The following is a 14,050-nucleotide window of genomic DNA, read 5'->3' on the forward strand; positions in this document are numbered from 1 at the left end:
GAGTCTTTGCCCGAACATGGCGAAGATCAGGTTCTCGGACAACGATCCGGCCACCGGGGCCGGTTATCGTCCGGACAGCCACCCCACATTCCGATCATCCCGTTCCCCGGAGCTCCATGCGCCTCAAGCAGGTCTCGCTCTCGGCGGCGATATCCGTCGTCGCCGGGCTGACCACCGCCACCGTCGGCCTCACCGGCCCCGCCGCCTGGGCCGACGGCACGGCGCCGCTGCCGCTGTCGCACTACGCGCACATGGTGGCCGACCCCGCCCACCAGCACCTCTTCTTCAGCCAGGGCGCCGGCTCGACCGGCATCCTGGTGACCGACCTGTCCGGCACCCCGGTCACCACCATCACGGACGAGCAGGGCGCCACCGGCCTCGCGCTCTCCGCCGACGGCTCGACCCTCTACGCGGCCCTCGCCGACGGAGACGCGGTCGCCGCCGTCGACACCGCGACGCTCACCGAGTCCGCCCGCTACGCGACCGGCACCGGCAGCGCGCCCGTCTCCGTCGCGGTGGCGGGCGGCAAGGTCTGGTACGGCTACGAGACGGCCGACGGCAAGGGCGCGATCGGCTCCGTCGACGCGTCCGGCACGGTGTCCACGCCCGCGCTGTCCCACTGGTCGGTCCCGCCGCTGCTGGCGGCCGGCGGCGGCGTGCTCGCCGCCGAGGAGCCGCTGCAGAACCTCAGCCATGTGGCGACCTTCGACGTCTCCACCGGCACCGCGACCGCCAAGGCCGACACGGACGTCTTCGGCGGCACCGCGACCGGGTTCCGGGTCACCGGCGACGGCGCCACGGTCCTGCTCGCCGCCGTCCAGCAGCCCGCGCTGGAGGTCTACCGCACCTCCGACCTGATGCGTGCCAACCCCGCCCCGTACTACACGGGCGCCGTGGGCCCGGCCTCCCTCGCGATCGACACCGACGGCACGATCGCCTCGGCCAGCACCGCGGGCCTCTACCTCTACGCGGGCTCCACCCTGACGGAGAACCACGTCACCCTCCCCTCCGGCACCACCGTCGCCCCGGACGGCCTGACGTGGGCCGGCGACGGCACCACCCTCTACGCCGTCACCGAGGACTCCGCCGGCGCCTACACCCTCGACGTCCTCGGCGCCGCGAAGCTCAGCGACACCACCCTCACCCTGGACCCGCCCCAGTACGCGGTCCCCACCCAGCGGTTCACCTTCACCGGCGCCCTCGCCACCAGGGGCTTCCTCCCGGCCGGCGCCGCCCTCCAGGTGACCCGCGACGGCGAGCCCCTGCCCGACACCACGGTCGGCGCCGACGGCACGTTCGCGGTCAGCGACACCCGGGCGGACGCGGGCACGTACACGTACCAGGTGTCGTACGCCGGAGACGCCACCCACCGTCCCGCGACGGCGGAGCTGAAGGTGTACGTGGCACGGCTGTCCACGACCGTCGCCGCCACGGAGATCGACTCGGCGAACCCGCACTCGGTCGTCATCAAGGGCACGCTCACCCCCGAACTGGGCTTCGGCAGCTTCCCGCAGGGCACCACGATCGACGTGTCCCGGATCGACGAGGACACCCAGGAGACCGTCCAGCTCCCCTCGGTGACCGTCGACCCGGTCACCCACGGGTTCACGGTGACCGACGCGCCGGAGGCCGCCGGGTGGTTCACCTACCGCCTCTCCTACGCGGGTGACGTCACCCACGAGCCGAGCGCCGACGACGCGAGCCTGACGGTCTCCGCCTACTCCCCGGCGCTCACCCTGAAGGCCCCCGCCACCGCCACCCGCGCCGCGGCCCTCTCCTTCACCGGCAAGCTCGGCGACGGGCCCTACCCCGCCGGCGAGACGGTCACCGTCAGCCGCACCGACGCGGCCCACACCACGGCCCCGGCGACCTGGACCGCACCCGTCGCGGCCGACGGCTCCGTCACGGTCGAGGACACCCCGGCCGTCGGCGGCGCGAACACCTACACCGTGAGCTACCCGGGCGACGCGGCCCACCGGGCGGCCACCGCCTCGGCGCTCGTCCAGGTGTCCCGCGCCAGGTCGACGGTCACGGTCACCACGGACAAGGCGACGTACGCCTACGACGCGACGGCCACCGTCACCGCCCACCTGGGCACCACGTACAACGGCCGTACGGTCTCGGTCTACGCCACGCCCGCCGGCGGCAAGAAGACGCTGCTGAAGACCGGCACGGTGGACAGCAAGGGCAACCTGAAGACGACGTACAAGCCCACCCGCAACACCGTCTACACGGCATCCTTCGCGGGCGACTACCGCTACGCCCCCGCCACGGCCACCCACTCCGCAGCCACCCAGGTGAAGATCGCGGAGAAGCTGGGCAGCTACTACACCAGCACCACCTACGGCGGGGTCACCTACCGCGTCTACCACCACACCGTGCAGCCGCAGGTGGTGGGCACGGTGACGCCGGACAAGTCCGGGCAGTGCATGAAGTTCCAGGCCCAGGAGTACTACAGCGGCGCCTGGCACACCATCGGCACGTCGTCCTGCTTCTCGATGGCCCCGGGCAGCACCGGCGTGACCCACCTGTCCCTCACCCACGCGGTGAACCAGCGGTTCCGGGTGCGGACGGAGTACGTCCACAGCGCCAAGGACACGAGCAACGCGGACACCTGGGGCGGCTGGCTGTACCTGACGGTACGGAACTGAGCCCCGCCCACCGCCGGTTCGGCCCGGGCGTCCACACCCTGTGGATGCCCGGGCCGAACCGTGTGCGGAGGCGCTAGGGGTTGACGACGGTCCCCCCGAAGGTGACGTTCAGCTTGCCGGACGAGGCGAAGGACCAGCCGAGGGAGCCCGAGTAGGAGGCGCACCGGGAGCCGTTGGTGCCCGTCCAGAACTGGTCGGAGCTGTCGGTGTCGCCGACCGTCTTGTCGTTGGAGCCGCTGACGGCGAACCGGCACGAGGTGTCGGTCCGGAACACCGAAGTGCCCTTGTCGAAGGAGAAGTTGCGCTCGGCGTTGTCGATGCCGACGTTGTTCGAGACGGTCATCGTGCCGGGGTTGCTGTTGTAGGTGAACCCGTGGTGGCCGTTGCCGTAGGCGATGTCGTGCCGCACCACGTGGTTCACGGCGATGTCGTCGCCGCCGAGCTTGTAGCCGTTGCGGTCGCCGTCCCCGCTCTGACTGCCGTCGCTCAGCGTGCCGTTGCCGTAGGAGAGCGAGTACTCGATGGTGACCGGCCCGATGGCTCCCGTGTCGGTCTTCGTGTAGAGGTCCCAGCCGTCGTCGATGTTGTGGTGCGAGACGTCGTACCGGAAGACGTTCCCGGTGCCGGTGGTCAGCTTGGCCGCGAACCCGTCCGCGTCCTCGCCGTCGCTGTCCGCGTTGTCGTGGGACTCGGAGCTGACGACGAGGTTGTTCGCCGGCCACTGGCTGCTGGGCGTGCTGGAGGAGATCCGGCCGAGCTGGAGCCCCGTGTCCCGGTTGTACGCGGTCACGGTCCGCTCGACGACGTTGTTGCTGCCGCCGACGTAGATGCCGTTGTCGCCGGCGTGCTCGACCGTGAGGCCGTACAGGTGCCAGTAGTTGGCGTAGAGCTGGATGCCCCGGTTCGACGAACTCTCGCTCTGTGCCGCGAAGTCGAGGACCGGGGTCTCGCCCGGGTAGGCGGAGAGGGTGGTGAGCGCGCCGGAAGTGCCGTTGGCGCCGGCCGGGACGGTCACCGTGGCGGAGTAGGCGTACGTCCCGCCGCGCAGGTAGATCGTGCCGCCGGCGGCGATGCGGCTGATCGCCGAGGTGAGCGTGGTCGGCGCGGACTGGGTGCCGGCGGCGCTGTCGGTGCCGCCCGGTGACACGTACAGCACCGTGGACGCGGCCTGGGCGGGGCCGCCGGACAGTGCGACGAGCGTGCCGGCGAGCAGGCCGCCGGCCGCGATGACTGGTCTCACGTGCATCGTTCGTCTCCGTTCGTCTCCGTACAGCTCTGTGCGGGACCTTGCGGAAAGCGCTTTCTCTGCGAAGTTAGGAGGGTGGCGTGGGTGCGTCAATAGTCATGTATGTAAAGGCAGTTCATGAGTGTGTCCCAAGGGGACGTCTTTCGGCCAGGGGGCGCCATGGGAAGGTATTTCGACAGTGATCGGAATACGGGATTCGACCCCTCCGTTGTCCGGGTCATGGACGAGATCTCACGCAGGATCGACCTCGGCGCCATCGGTGTGTGGCGCCACGACAGGACCCCACCCGAACTGGCCGTCGCGCTGGAGGGCCTGGGCTACGGCACCCTCTGGCTCGGCAATGTGACCGACCCCGACCTCACCGAGGCGGAACGGCTGCTGGACGCCACCGACCGCCTGGTGGTGGCCACCGGCATCGTCAACATCTGGTCCAACCCGGCCGACCGGGTCGCCCGCGCCTACCGGCGCATCGCCGAACGCCACCCGGACCGCTTCCTGCTGGGCATCGGCGCCGGCCACCCGGAGGCGACGAAGGAGTTCGTCCGGCCGTACCAGGCCCTCAACGACTACCTGGACGTCCTCGACGCGGGCGGCGTCCCGCCCGCCCGGCGGGCGCTGGCGGCCCTCGGCCCGCGCGTCCTGCGCCTGGCCGGCGACCGTACGGCCGCCGCGCACCCCTACCTCGTCACCCCCGAGCACACCCGCCGGGCCCGCGACCTCCTCGGCACCGGACCGCTCCTCGCCCCGGAACAGAAGGTGGTCCTGGAGACCGACCCCGCCGAGGCCCGCAAGATCGGCGACGCCACGCTCGGCTTCTACCTGGACCTGACCAACTACGTCGGCAACCTGCGCCGCCTCGGCTTCGACGACACCGACTTCGCGGACGGCGGCAGCGACCGCCTCTTCGACGCGCTCGTCGTGCACGGCGACGCGGGCCGGGTGGCGGCGGGCCTCCGGGCCCATCTGGACGCGGGCGCCGACCACGTGGCGGTGCAACTGCTGCACGCTGCCGGCACCGACCCGCTGCCGGGGTACCGGGCGCTGGCGGGGGCGTTGGGGCTGGGAGGCGCGTCGGGGCCGGGGGGGCGGCCAGTAGGCGCGAGGGGCGGCCGGCAGGCGCGAGGGGCGGCCGGTAGGTCCGGGGGGCGGCCGGTAGGTCCGGGGGGCAGCCGGTAGGTCCGGGGGTTCGGAGCCCCTGGGCTCAGAGGGCCGGGCCAGTGGGCCCGGGGGCTCAGAGGGCCGGGCCAGTGGGCCCGGGGGTTCGGAGGGCCGGGCCAGTGGGCCCGGGGGTTCGGAGCCTCCGGGCTCAGAGAGCCGCGAGCAGGGCGTCGAGCGGTGCGGGTACCCGGCAGGGTTCCACCGCCTCGACGAGGACCCGGCCGTAACGGATCTTGCGGCCCGACGTCGTACCGAGGAAACGGCGGAACTGCTGCTGCGCGGTGCGGCCTTGCTGGGCAGGCTGGTTCAGGAAGGTGCGCAGCGCGCGGTGGTCGCCCTCGGCGTGGGCGAGTTCGGCGACCCGGGCCGGGCCGAGGGCGCGGACCAGCTCGTCCTCCAGGTCCGCCGCGCAGACGAAGACGCCGTCCGGTGCGGCGCCGGCCCGCTCCAGACCGCGGGTGTAGTACGGGAGTTCGCGTTCGTCGCAGAGCCCGGTCAGGCGCAGGCCGAGGCCGGTCGGCCCGAGGAGGCGGGCGTAGCGGCCGACGTTCATCGCCCCGCCCATCGGCAGCGCGCAGACCCCTTCGGCCGCCAGGTCCCGGCCGCGCCGGGCGGCCAGCGCGTCGACGGCCGCGAGGTCACTGGGACCTTCGAGCAGCACGGCGACCCGCACGGCCAGCCGCCCGGCGAGTTCCCGCACGGGCTCCTCGGGACCACCGCCGACCCAGGCACGGACGGCTTCCCGGAAGACGGCCATGCCCGGGGTGTGGGGCGCGTGCGTGAGGGGCGGCGGGGTGTTGGCTGGGTGGGGCGCGGGTGCGGGGGGTGGCGGGGAGTCGGCTGGGAGGGGCGCGTGCGTGAGAGGTGGCGGGGTGTTGGTCGGGTGTGCCGCGTCTGCGGGGTTGGAGGTGTCGGCTGCGTGCGCCGCGTCCGGCGTGTCCGTCATGGGGTGAGTCTCCGCCCGGGTCCGGCGGCGGTGCCACGGAATATCCGGGGCGCCGCCGCCCTCCGGGAGGGGGCTCAGACGATGCGGGCTCCGGTGCCGCCGACCCGGACGCGCGGGTCGCCCGCGCGCAGGGTGACCGTGAGTTCGCCGGGGCGGCCCAGGTCCTCGCCCTGGTGGAGGGTGAGGACGGCGTCCTCGGGAACCAGGCCGAGCTCACGGACGTAGGCGCCGAACGCGGCGGCCGCGGCGCCGGTCGCCGGGTCCTCGACGACCCCGCCGACGGGGAACGGGTCACGGACGTGGAACACGCCGGCCGACTCGCGCCACACCAGCTGCACGGTGGTCAGGTCCAGGCGGTGCATCAGCGCTTCGAGGCGCGCGAAGTCGTAGGCGAGGTCCGCGAGGCGGGCACGGGTCGCCGCCGCGAGCACCAGATGGCGGGCGCCGGCGAACGCGATCCGGGGCGGGAAGGCGGGGTCGAGATCGGCGGCCGGCCAGTCGAGCGCGGCCAGCGCCTCCGCGAGGTCGGCGGCGGCGATCTCCTCGGTGTGCGGCTCGACGCTGGTGAGCGTGGCCCGGAGCGTCCCGCCCTCCTCGGTCACCGCCACCGGCACGGTGCCCGCACGGGTGGCGAACAGCAGCTCTCCGGGGCCGGTCCGCTCGGCGAGCGCGACGGCGGTCGCGATGGTGGCGTGCCCGCAGAACGGCACCTCGGCCTTGGGACTGAAGTAGCGGATGGTGTACGCCCGTCCGGCCTGGCCGCCGAGTCCCTCCGGAGGTGCGGTCAGGAACGCGGACTCCGAGTAGCCGAGTCCGGCGGCGATGGCGAGCATGCCGGCGTCGTCCAGACCGGTGGCGTCCAGCACGACGCCGGCGGGGTTGCCGCCCTCGGGGGAGCCGGCGAAGGCGGTGTAGCGCAGGATCTCGGGCTGGGGCGCGTTCGTCGTCATGGTCGCGGCAACGTGGGGCGGGGCGAGGGCTATTCCTGGGCGCGGGGGGTGCTGTCCGGGCCGTCCTGCCGGTTGTGGGTGGCGGTGATGCCGGCGAGGACGAGATCGATGCCGTCGAGGAACTGCTCGCGGTCGTCGTGCCCGCGCACCTGGTCCGCGACGGCCCGGGTGAACGGGAACTCGTCGGGGTCGAGTTCCTCCCACGCCGTCGACACGCTGTCGAGGAACCCGGCGCGGTCCACGCCGGGCGGGAGCGCGCGGCCGATCGCGCCGTTCACGGCGTTCTGGCCGGCGGCGCCGAGGACGTAGTGCACCAGCGCCGAGGTCACCGTGAACCAGCTGCTCTCGGGCACGTCGAGGGCGCGGACCCGCTGACCGATGCTCTCGAAGATGCGCGGCGTGACGGTCCCCCAGGGGCTGCGGGAGAGCTGCGTGGCGAGCTGTGTCGCGAGCCACGGATGCCGCACGATCGCGTCGAACAACCCGAGCGCGACGACCCGGATCCCGTCCTGCGGCGAGGCCGGGGTCCCGGACTCGCCCGGCCCGTCCGATTCGTGCGGGCCGTCCGACCTGTCCGAGGGTGACTGCGGTGCCCCGGCGGCGGACCCGACGGTCACGGCGGCGGTGACGACCGCGTCCGTGGCTGCGGCGAGCAGTTCGTCCTTGTTCGCCACGTGCCAGTAGATCGCCCCGGGCCCGGTGGCGAGGCGTTCGGTCAGTGCCCGGAACGTCAGCCCGCTCTCGCCGGCCGTGTCGAGCAGCTCGACGGCGGCCTCGACGATGCGCTCGCGGGAGAGCGCGTCCGTGCGCCGCTGTGACCGGCGTGTCCGCGTTGCCATGGCGCCATCTTGACATGGCTGGAGCGCCGTTCCAACATGGAACGACGTTCCAGACTGGAACCTCGTTCCATTCCATCGGGTCGTCGTCGTGTCCATGTCCGCGTCCCGTGCGCGTCTGCGCCCGCGTCCGTGTCCGTGTCCGTGTCCGCAAGAAGCCGGCCCCGCCCTCCCCGAGGAGTCACCATGCGTACGCCCGTCACGATCATCGGAGCCGGACTCGGCGGCCTCACCCTGGCCCGCGTCCTGCACGTCCACGGCATCCCGGCCACCGTCTACGATGCGGAGGACTCCCCGGCGGCCCGCGCACAGGGCGGGATGCTCGACATCCACGAGAACAACGGCCAGCAGGCGCTCCGGGAGGCAGGCCTGTACGAGGAGTTCCGCGCCCTGATCCTGGACGGCCGGGAGGCGACCCGGGCGCTCGCCGCCGACGGCACCGTTCTCTTCGAGGAGGCCGACGACGGCACGGGGGGCCGACCCGAGGTGCTGCGCGGCGAGCTGCGCCGGATCCTGCTCGAATCGCTTCCGGCCGGCACCGTCCGGTGGGACCACAAGGCGGCCGCAGTCCGCGCCCTGGGCGCGGGCCGCCACGAGGTCACGTTCGCCGACGGCACCACCGTCGCCACGGACCTGCTGGTCGGCGCCGACGGCGCGTGGTCACGGGTACGGCCGCTGCTGTCCGCCGCCGTGCCCGAGTACACCGGCACCTCGTTCGTCGAGGCCTACCTCTTCGACGCCGACACCCGGCACCCGGCCGCCGCGAAGGCGGTCGGCGGCGGGGCGATGTTCGCGCTCGCGCCGGGGAAGGGGATCCAGGCCCACCGGGAGACCGGCGGGACCCTCCACACCTACGTCGCGCTGCGCAGGTCGCTGGAGTGGTTCGCCGGAGCCGACTTCACCGGGCCGGCCGCGGCCGCCGCCGCCCGCGTCGCGGCGGAGTTCGACGGCTGGGCCCCGGAGCTCACCGCGCTGATCACCGACGCCGACACCGCCCCGGTGCTGCGCCCGCTGTACACCCTGCCCGCGGAGCACCGGTGGGACCGGGTGCCGGGGGTGACCCTGGTCGGCGACGCGGCCCACCTCATGATCCCGAACGGCGAGGGCGCCAACCTGGCGATGTACGACGGCGCGGCACTCGGCAAGGCCCTCGCCGCCCACCCCGACGACACCGAGGCCGCGCTGACCGCGTACGAGCAGGCCATGTTCGCGCGCAGCGCCGCGGAGGCCGCCGACGCCGCCGACCTGCACGAGCACATGTTCGGCGACGACTCCCCGCACGGCCTGATCGCCATGTTCACCGGAGCCGTAGCCGGAGCGGGAGCCGTAGCCGGAGCGGGAGCCGGAGCGGGAGCAGGAGCCGGTCCGACCGCCTGACCGCCCAGGCGCGCCCGAGCTCAGCCCTCGCCCGAGCCTTCCCCCGTGCCTCCGCCCGTTCCCCCGCCCCGTACGAAGACCGGCTTGAGGTGCTTCTCCGGGAGGGCCTCCGGCAGTTGCTCCCAGTCCAGGACGTGGGAGACGACCCGGGCCGGGTCGACCTTGCCGGAGCCGGCCAGGGCGAGGGCGTCGGGGATGTGGGCGCGGACGTTGTCGCGGGCGATGCGGAGGGTGACGCCGGTGAGGTACATGTCGAGGAGGGGCAGTTCACCGGGACGGAAGTGGTTGCCCGCGGACTCGCAGATGCCCTCCGGGGCAAGGGACTTGACGGCGAGAGCCAGCTGGTCGACCCGGCCCGTCGCCTCCACCGCGATGTCGAAGCCGTGGTGGACGGGCGGGGCGAGGCTCTCGGCCGTGGCGGCGCCGAAGCCCCGGGCGATCTCCCGGTGCCCGGGGTCCGGGTCGACGTAGAGGACGGTGGACGCGCCCAGTGCGCGGGCGATGTCGGCGACGTACAGCCCGATGCTGCCGCGGGCCACCACCAGCACCCGGGCGCCCGGCCTGCTCCTCAGGTGCGGGGCCACCAGGCGCCAGGACAGCGACCAGTTGTCGCTCGCCGAGGCCATGGCCACCGGGTCGAGGCCGGCCGGGAGCGGCACGAGCATGGCGTCCGCGTACGGCACCCGGACCAGGTCGGAGAAGAGGCCGCCCCAGGCGCCGCCGATCGGGGCGCCGTACATCGCCATGTGCGGGACGGCCGTGCAGTGTGCGGTGCGGCCGGCCCGGCAGTGGCCGCAGTCGCCGCAGCTGACGGACCAGGGGACGACCACCAGGTCGCCGGGGCGTACGACGGTCACCGCGTCGCCGGTCTCCACCACCCTCGCCACGCACTCGTGCCCGAGCGCGAACGGCGGCTCTATGAAGCCGTACCCCGCCAGGATCGCGGTGTCCACATCACACGAGGTCGCCGCCACGGGCGCCACGATCGCCTCCCCGTCGCCGCGCAGCCTCGGGTCCGGGGCCTCGCGCCACTCGACGGTGTTGCGGGCCACGTAGGTCAGTTCACGCATCGGCCCGCGCGTCCTTGGCCAGCGCCACCAGGTCGGCATGGCGGACGACCGAGCCGCCCGCGCCCCAGGTACCGTCCGGCTGCTCGTGGACCAGGACCCAGACCCGCAGGGCGTCGGCCGCGGTGAGCCCGGCCGCCGTCAGGACGGTCCGGGTGGCGTCCTCGACCAGGCCGGCCCGGCGGCGCTCGGACAGCGTGCCCGCGGGAACCGTGACGTCCACGAGGAAGCGGGGCGCGTCGTCCCCGGCGGCGGTGGTCTGGGCGCCGTCGGGCAGTTCGACCAGGTAACTCCACGCCTGGGCGCGGAAGAAGGGCGTGTCGGGCGCGCCCTCCCAGCGCAGCAGGACGGCGGCCAGGTCCTGCTGGACGGTCCTGCGGCCCGCGTCGGTCAGCGAGCCGGGCGGGACGGTGAGCCGGATCAGGGGCATGGGTCTCCTCCATGACGAAGCAGCGGTTATGACGATCGTTATAGAGCGAGGTCACGCTAGACTATGACGAGCGTTATAGCCAGAGGGGCCGGAGGAGCCGGAGGGAGCGGGAGCTTGGCCAAGTCCAGTGCGCCGTCGCGGGACCGCATCGTGGCCGGGGCGGCCGACCTGATCAGCCGGCGCGGCCTGAACGCCACGAGCATCCGCGAGCTGGCCAGACACGCCGAGGCGCCGCTCGGGTCGACGTACCACTACTTCCCCGACGGCAAGCAGCAGCTCGCGACGGAGGCGGTGCGGTACGCCGGTACGTCCGTCGAGCGGCTGCTGCGCAAGGAGCTGGACGCGGGTCCGGTCGCCGGACTGCGCGCGTTTCTCGGGCTGTGGCGCGGGATCGTGGTGGCCAGCGGTTTCCGGGCCGGCTGCCCCGTCCTGGCTGTCTCCGTGGAGGAACCGCCCCCGGGCGACGAGATCCCGCCCGCGCTCGCCGCGGCGGCCGAGGCGTTCGACGGCTGGGAGGGGCTGCTCGCCGGTGCCCTGCGGGAGCACGGGGCCGACCCCGGCCGGGCCGCCGAACTGGCCACCCTTGTCGTGGCCTCGGTGGAGGGCGCGATCGCCATGTGCCGTGCGCAGCGGGACACGGCGCCGCTGGACCGGGTCGCGCGACAGCTCGAAGCGCTGATCGAGGCCGCGCTCACCGGGCCGTTCCGGGCCGGGCGGTGATCCCGGCGGCGATCACCGCCTCGTGTCAGGCGTTGAGCTGCTGGAGCGCCGTCGCCCAGTTCTCGATGTGATATCCCTTCGCCAGCCTTCCGTCGCGAACGGTGAACACGTCGATCGCCATGGTCCTGAAGGACTTTCCGGTCGGCGCCGCACCCCAGAATTCCTTGACCGGCGTCCCCGTCGCCTCTCCGCGCACGATCATCGTGTCGTCGACCACATGGATGTCGACGACCTCCCACGCCAGATCGGGCACGGTCTCTCCCATGGCCGTGAACACGTCGGCCAACTGGTCGCGCGTCAGGAATTCCTGGTTCGTGTGGTACGAGTGATAGTCGTCGTGGCACGCCTGGGCCAACAACTCCGGCACGTTCTTCTCGCCGGGCCTGTTCAGCGCCTCGTAGAGCGGCGCGGAGATCCTGCGCGCCTCTTCGACGGTCATGAACGATTCGTCGCTCTTGGTCATCTGGCCGTGCCCCTTTTCTCTTGCCGCACAAGGAGTCGTTCCGGGCCAATCGGCCCCGGACGACCGGAGATTCGACCGGAGGCTATCCCGGTCGTCGATTCCGGGTTCTCACCTGAATATGTGAGGCGGCAGGCCGGGCGAGGAACTCGAACGGGACCCGGCAAGGGGCGGCAAGGGCCTTGGTATGGCCGCGATATGGCCGTGAAATGACCTTGGGCGCGAGGTTCCGACGGAGTTGCCGCAGACCTCGCGCCCGTCCGTCGTGCCCGTCGTGCCCGGCGCGTCAGGCGGTGTGGCGCAGCCCCGTGACGAGCAGGCCGACCAGGCGGCGGGCGTCGTAGCGGGAGTCGTTCTCCGCGCCGATGCAGAGGTTGCCGACGCCGCGCATCAGCTCGTACGCCGTCAGGTGGGCGTGGATCTCGCCGGCCTCGGTCGCCGCGTCGAGGAGGCTGGTGCAGGCGGGGACGAGGCGGTCCAGGAAGTAGCCGTGGAGGGTGTCGAAGCCCGCCTGGTCGGAGTGCAGGGCGGCGGCGAGGCCGTGCTTGGTGGCCAGGAAGTCCACGAAGAGGTCGATCCACTCGCGCAACGCGTCGTACGGGGTCGGGGCGGTGGCCAGCAGTGCCGGGCCGGCCTCGGCGCAGGCGTCCACCTGGTGCCGGTAGACCGCGATGATCAGGTCGGCGCGGGTCGGGAAGTGCCGGTAGATCGTGGCCGTGCCGACGCCCGCGCGGGCCGCGATGTCGCGCACCGGCGCCTCCACGCCGGACGCGACGAACGCCGCCGCGGCCGCCTCCAGCAGCGTCGTCTCGTTGCGCCGGGCGTCCGCCCGCCGGGGCCGGACCGCCTGCTCCTCGTCCTTCATCGCGTGTCCTTCATCGCGTGTCCTTCATCGCGTGTCCTTCAACCGACGGGTGTCCTGCATCGGGTGTCCTGCATCGGGCGTCCTGCACGGGCGTCCTGTACCGGCGTCCTGCGTCGGGCGCCCTGTGTCGGTCGTCCATCGGCTGGTGTTCTCTCCGGCGTCACTCTATCGGGGCGTTGTCAAACGGGACAGTGTTCCGTATCGTCGGAGACATGAAACGGGACATCGTCCCGCTTGTGTTCCGTGAGGAGAATCAGCCATGCAGTACCGCACCTTGGGCCGTACCGGTGTGCAGGTCAGCGCGCTCGGGCTCGGCGCCATGAACTTCGGGGCGATCGGCCGGACCACCCAGGAGGAGGCGACCGCGATCGTCGACGCCGCCCTGGACGCCGGGATCAATCTGATCGACACGGCGGACATGTACGGGCAGGGCGAGTCGGAGGAGATGGTCGGCAAGGCCATCGCCGGCCGCCGGGACGACATCGTGCTGGCCACGAAGGCCGGCATGCCGATGGGGGACGAGCGCAACCACCGGGGCGGTTCACGGCGATGGCTGGTCACCGAGCTGGAGAACAGCCTGCGGCGGCTCGGTGTCGACCACGTCGACCTCTACCAGATACACCGCTGGGACCCGGCCACGAGCGACGAGGAGACCTTGTCGGCACTGACCGATCTGCAGCGCGCCGGGAAGATCCGTCACTTCGGCTCCTCGACCTACCCGGCGTACCGGATCGTGCAGGGCCAGTGGGCCGCCCGTGAGCACCGCCTGAGCCGGTACGTCACGGAACAGCCCAGCTACTCCCTCCTCCAGCGGGGCGTCGAGTCCCATGTCCTGCCCGTGACCGAGGAGTACGGGATGGGCGTGCTGGTGTGGAGCCCGCTGGCCTCCGGCTGGCTGTCCGGCGCCGTGCGCAGGGGCCGGTCCATCACCACCAGCCGCGCCACGCTGCTGCCCGACCGCTTCGACCTCACCCTGCCCGCCAACCAGGCCCGGCTCGACGCCGTGGAGCGACTGGCCGCCGTCGCCGACGGGGCCGGGCTGACCCTGATCCAGCTCGCCCTCGGCTTCGTGACCGCGCACCCCGCCGTCACCAGCGCCCTCATAGGCCCCCGCACCCAGGACCACCTCAGCTCCCAGCTCGCCGCCGCCGACACCGTGCTCTCCGCGGACGTCCTGGACGCGATCGACGCGATCGTCGCCCCCGGCACCGACCTCGCCGCACACGAGAAGTACGACACCCCGCCCGCCCTGCTCGACCCGGCCCTGCGCCGCCGCTGACGGGCTCCCGGGCAGGCCGCCCAGCCCCGCCGCCCCCGGTCGCCCGCCCTCACCCGCCCTCATCT

At 72.9% G+C, this 14,050-nt stretch carries 13 protein-coding genes; 5 read left to right on the forward strand and 8 right to left on the reverse strand.

All coding sequences use genetic code 11. The annotated features are described in order from the left end of the window. Nucleotides 1-116 precede the first annotated feature (116 nt). Nucleotides 117-2,651 carry a hypothetical protein gene (locus ACFZB3_RS31690; RefSeq protein WP_391381326.1) on the forward strand — a complete coding sequence of 845 codons (2,535 nt, stop codon included), beginning with the start codon at nucleotides 117-119 and terminating at the stop codon, nucleotides 2,649-2,651. Between the two features lie 73 nt (nucleotides 2,652-2,724). Here ACFZB3_RS31690 and ACFZB3_RS31695 read toward each other — a convergent pair whose 3' ends face one another. Then, a complete protein-coding gene (locus ACFZB3_RS31695) occupies nucleotides 2,725-3,990 on the reverse strand; it encodes a right-handed parallel beta-helix repeat-containing protein (RefSeq protein ID WP_391381328.1) in 1,266 nt (421 codons plus the stop codon). A gap of 126 nt (nucleotides 3,991-4,116) precedes the next feature. On the opposite strand from ACFZB3_RS31695, the gene ACFZB3_RS31700 reads away from it, so the two are divergent. Continuing rightward, nucleotides 4,117-5,073 (forward strand): TIGR03620 family F420-dependent LLM class oxidoreductase, encoded by a 957-nt coding sequence (locus ACFZB3_RS31700; RefSeq protein WP_391381330.1) that lies wholly within the window; start codon nucleotides 4,117-4,119, stop codon nucleotides 5,071-5,073. A 130-nt stretch (nucleotides 5,074-5,203) separates the two neighbouring features. Here the strand turns inward: ACFZB3_RS31700 and ACFZB3_RS31705 are convergent, their stop codons facing one another. The 3 genes from ACFZB3_RS31705 to ACFZB3_RS31715 all read right to left on the reverse strand — a co-directional run bounded on the left by ACFZB3_RS31705 (nucleotide 5,204) and on the right by ACFZB3_RS31715 (nucleotide 7,790). Beyond that, on the reverse strand, nucleotides 5,204-5,812 hold the full coding sequence (locus tag ACFZB3_RS31705; RefSeq protein ID WP_391381464.1) for a TOPRIM nucleotidyl transferase/hydrolase domain-containing protein: 609 nt from the start codon (nucleotides 5,810-5,812) through the stop codon (nucleotides 5,204-5,206). Between the two features lie 263 nt (nucleotides 5,813-6,075). After that, on the reverse strand, nucleotides 6,076-6,951 hold the full coding sequence (locus ACFZB3_RS31710; protein ID WP_391381332.1) for a PhzF family phenazine biosynthesis isomerase: 876 nt from the start codon (nucleotides 6,949-6,951) through the stop codon (nucleotides 6,076-6,078). A gap of 29 nt (nucleotides 6,952-6,980) precedes the next feature. Then, the gene (locus ACFZB3_RS31715; protein WP_391381335.1) at nucleotides 6,981-7,790 is read right to left on the reverse strand and encodes a TetR family transcriptional regulator; all 810 of its coding nucleotides are present in this window, start codon (nucleotides 7,788-7,790) and stop codon (nucleotides 6,981-6,983) included. A gap of 183 nt (nucleotides 7,791-7,973) precedes the next feature. Here ACFZB3_RS31715 and ACFZB3_RS31720 point away from each other — a divergent pair, with 183 nt between their 5' ends. After that, the gene (locus ACFZB3_RS31720; RefSeq protein ID WP_391381337.1) at nucleotides 7,974-9,164 is read left to right on the forward strand and encodes an FAD-dependent monooxygenase; all 1,191 of its coding nucleotides are present in this window, start codon (nucleotides 7,974-7,976) and stop codon (nucleotides 9,162-9,164) included. 20 nt (nucleotides 9,165-9,184) lie between these two features. Here ACFZB3_RS31720 and ACFZB3_RS31725 read toward each other — a convergent pair whose 3' ends face one another. Both ACFZB3_RS31725 and ACFZB3_RS31730 read right to left on the reverse strand, forming a co-directional pair. Further along, the gene (locus ACFZB3_RS31725) at nucleotides 9,185-10,234 is read right to left on the reverse strand and encodes an alcohol dehydrogenase catalytic domain-containing protein (RefSeq protein WP_391381339.1); all 1,050 of its coding nucleotides are present in this window, start codon (nucleotides 10,232-10,234) and stop codon (nucleotides 9,185-9,187) included. Continuing rightward, complete coding sequence (locus ACFZB3_RS31730; RefSeq protein WP_391381342.1) at nucleotides 10,227-10,661, reverse strand: tautomerase family protein; 435 nt, start codon at nucleotides 10,659-10,661, stop codon at nucleotides 10,227-10,229. The genes ACFZB3_RS31725 and ACFZB3_RS31730 overlap by 8 nt, the downstream gene beginning before the upstream one ends. Nucleotides 10,662-10,775: 114 nt before the next feature. Between ACFZB3_RS31730 and ACFZB3_RS31735 the strand changes: the two genes are divergently transcribed. After that, nucleotides 10,776-11,381, forward strand: a complete 606-nt coding sequence (locus ACFZB3_RS31735; RefSeq protein ID WP_391381344.1) for a TetR family transcriptional regulator C-terminal domain-containing protein — start codon at nucleotides 10,776-10,778, stop codon at nucleotides 11,379-11,381. Between the two features lie 25 nt (nucleotides 11,382-11,406). Here ACFZB3_RS31735 and ACFZB3_RS31740 read toward each other — a convergent pair whose 3' ends face one another. Both ACFZB3_RS31740 and ACFZB3_RS31745 read right to left on the reverse strand, forming a co-directional pair. Continuing rightward, nucleotides 11,407-11,844 carry an ester cyclase gene (locus ACFZB3_RS31740; protein ID WP_391381347.1) on the reverse strand — a complete coding sequence of 146 codons (438 nt, stop codon included), beginning with the start codon at nucleotides 11,842-11,844 and terminating at the stop codon, nucleotides 11,407-11,409. A gap of 283 nt (nucleotides 11,845-12,127) precedes the next feature. Further along, nucleotides 12,128-12,706: a TetR family transcriptional regulator gene (locus tag ACFZB3_RS31745; protein WP_391381349.1), complete on the reverse strand. Its 579-nt coding sequence runs from the start codon at nucleotides 12,704-12,706 to the stop codon at nucleotides 12,128-12,130. Between the two features lie 259 nt (nucleotides 12,707-12,965). Between ACFZB3_RS31745 and ACFZB3_RS31750 the strand changes: the two genes are divergently transcribed. Beyond that, nucleotides 12,966-13,985, forward strand: coding sequence for an aldo/keto reductase (locus ACFZB3_RS31750; protein WP_391381351.1), 1,020 nt, complete (start codon nucleotides 12,966-12,968; stop codon nucleotides 13,983-13,985). Nucleotides 13,986-14,050 lie beyond the last annotated feature (65 nt).

This window comes from Streptomyces sp. NPDC008092 (genome assembly GCF_042957285.1).
GTDB lineage: Bacteria > Actinomycetota > Actinomycetes > Streptomycetales > Streptomycetaceae > Streptomyces.

Coding starts and splice junctions, on each gene's coding strand:
- ACFZB3_RS31690 (WP_391381326.1), top strand. CDS start 117: ATGCGCCTCAAGCAGGTCTCGCTCTCGGCGGCGATATCCGTCGTCGCC.
- ACFZB3_RS31700 (WP_391381330.1), top strand. CDS start 4,117: ATGGACGAGATCTCACGCAGGATCGACCTCGGCGCCATCGGTGTGTGG.
- ACFZB3_RS31705 (WP_391381464.1), bottom strand. CDS start 5,812: ATGGCCGTCTTCCGGGAAGCCGTCCGTGCCTGGGTCGGCGGTGGTCCC.
- ACFZB3_RS31710 (WP_391381332.1), bottom strand. CDS start 6,951: ATGACGACGAACGCGCCCCAGCCCGAGATCCTGCGCTACACCGCCTTC.
- ACFZB3_RS31715 (WP_391381335.1), bottom strand. CDS start 7,790: ATGGCAACGCGGACACGCCGGTCACAGCGGCGCACGGACGCGCTCTCC.
- ACFZB3_RS31720 (WP_391381337.1), top strand. CDS start 7,974: ATGCGTACGCCCGTCACGATCATCGGAGCCGGACTCGGCGGCCTCACC.
- ACFZB3_RS31725 (WP_391381339.1), bottom strand. CDS start 10,234: ATGCGTGAACTGACCTACGTGGCCCGCAACACCGTCGAGTGGCGCGAG.
- ACFZB3_RS31730 (WP_391381342.1), bottom strand. CDS start 10,661: ATGCCCCTGATCCGGCTCACCGTCCCGCCCGGCTCGCTGACCGACGCG.
- ACFZB3_RS31740 (WP_391381347.1), bottom strand. CDS start 11,844: ATGACCAAGAGCGACGAATCGTTCATGACCGTCGAAGAGGCGCGCAGG.
- ACFZB3_RS31745 (WP_391381349.1), bottom strand. CDS start 12,706: ATGAAGGACGAGGAGCAGGCGGTCCGGCCCCGGCGGGCGGACGCCCGG.
- ACFZB3_RS31750 (WP_391381351.1), top strand. CDS start 12,966: ATGCAGTACCGCACCTTGGGCCGTACCGGTGTGCAGGTCAGCGCGCTC.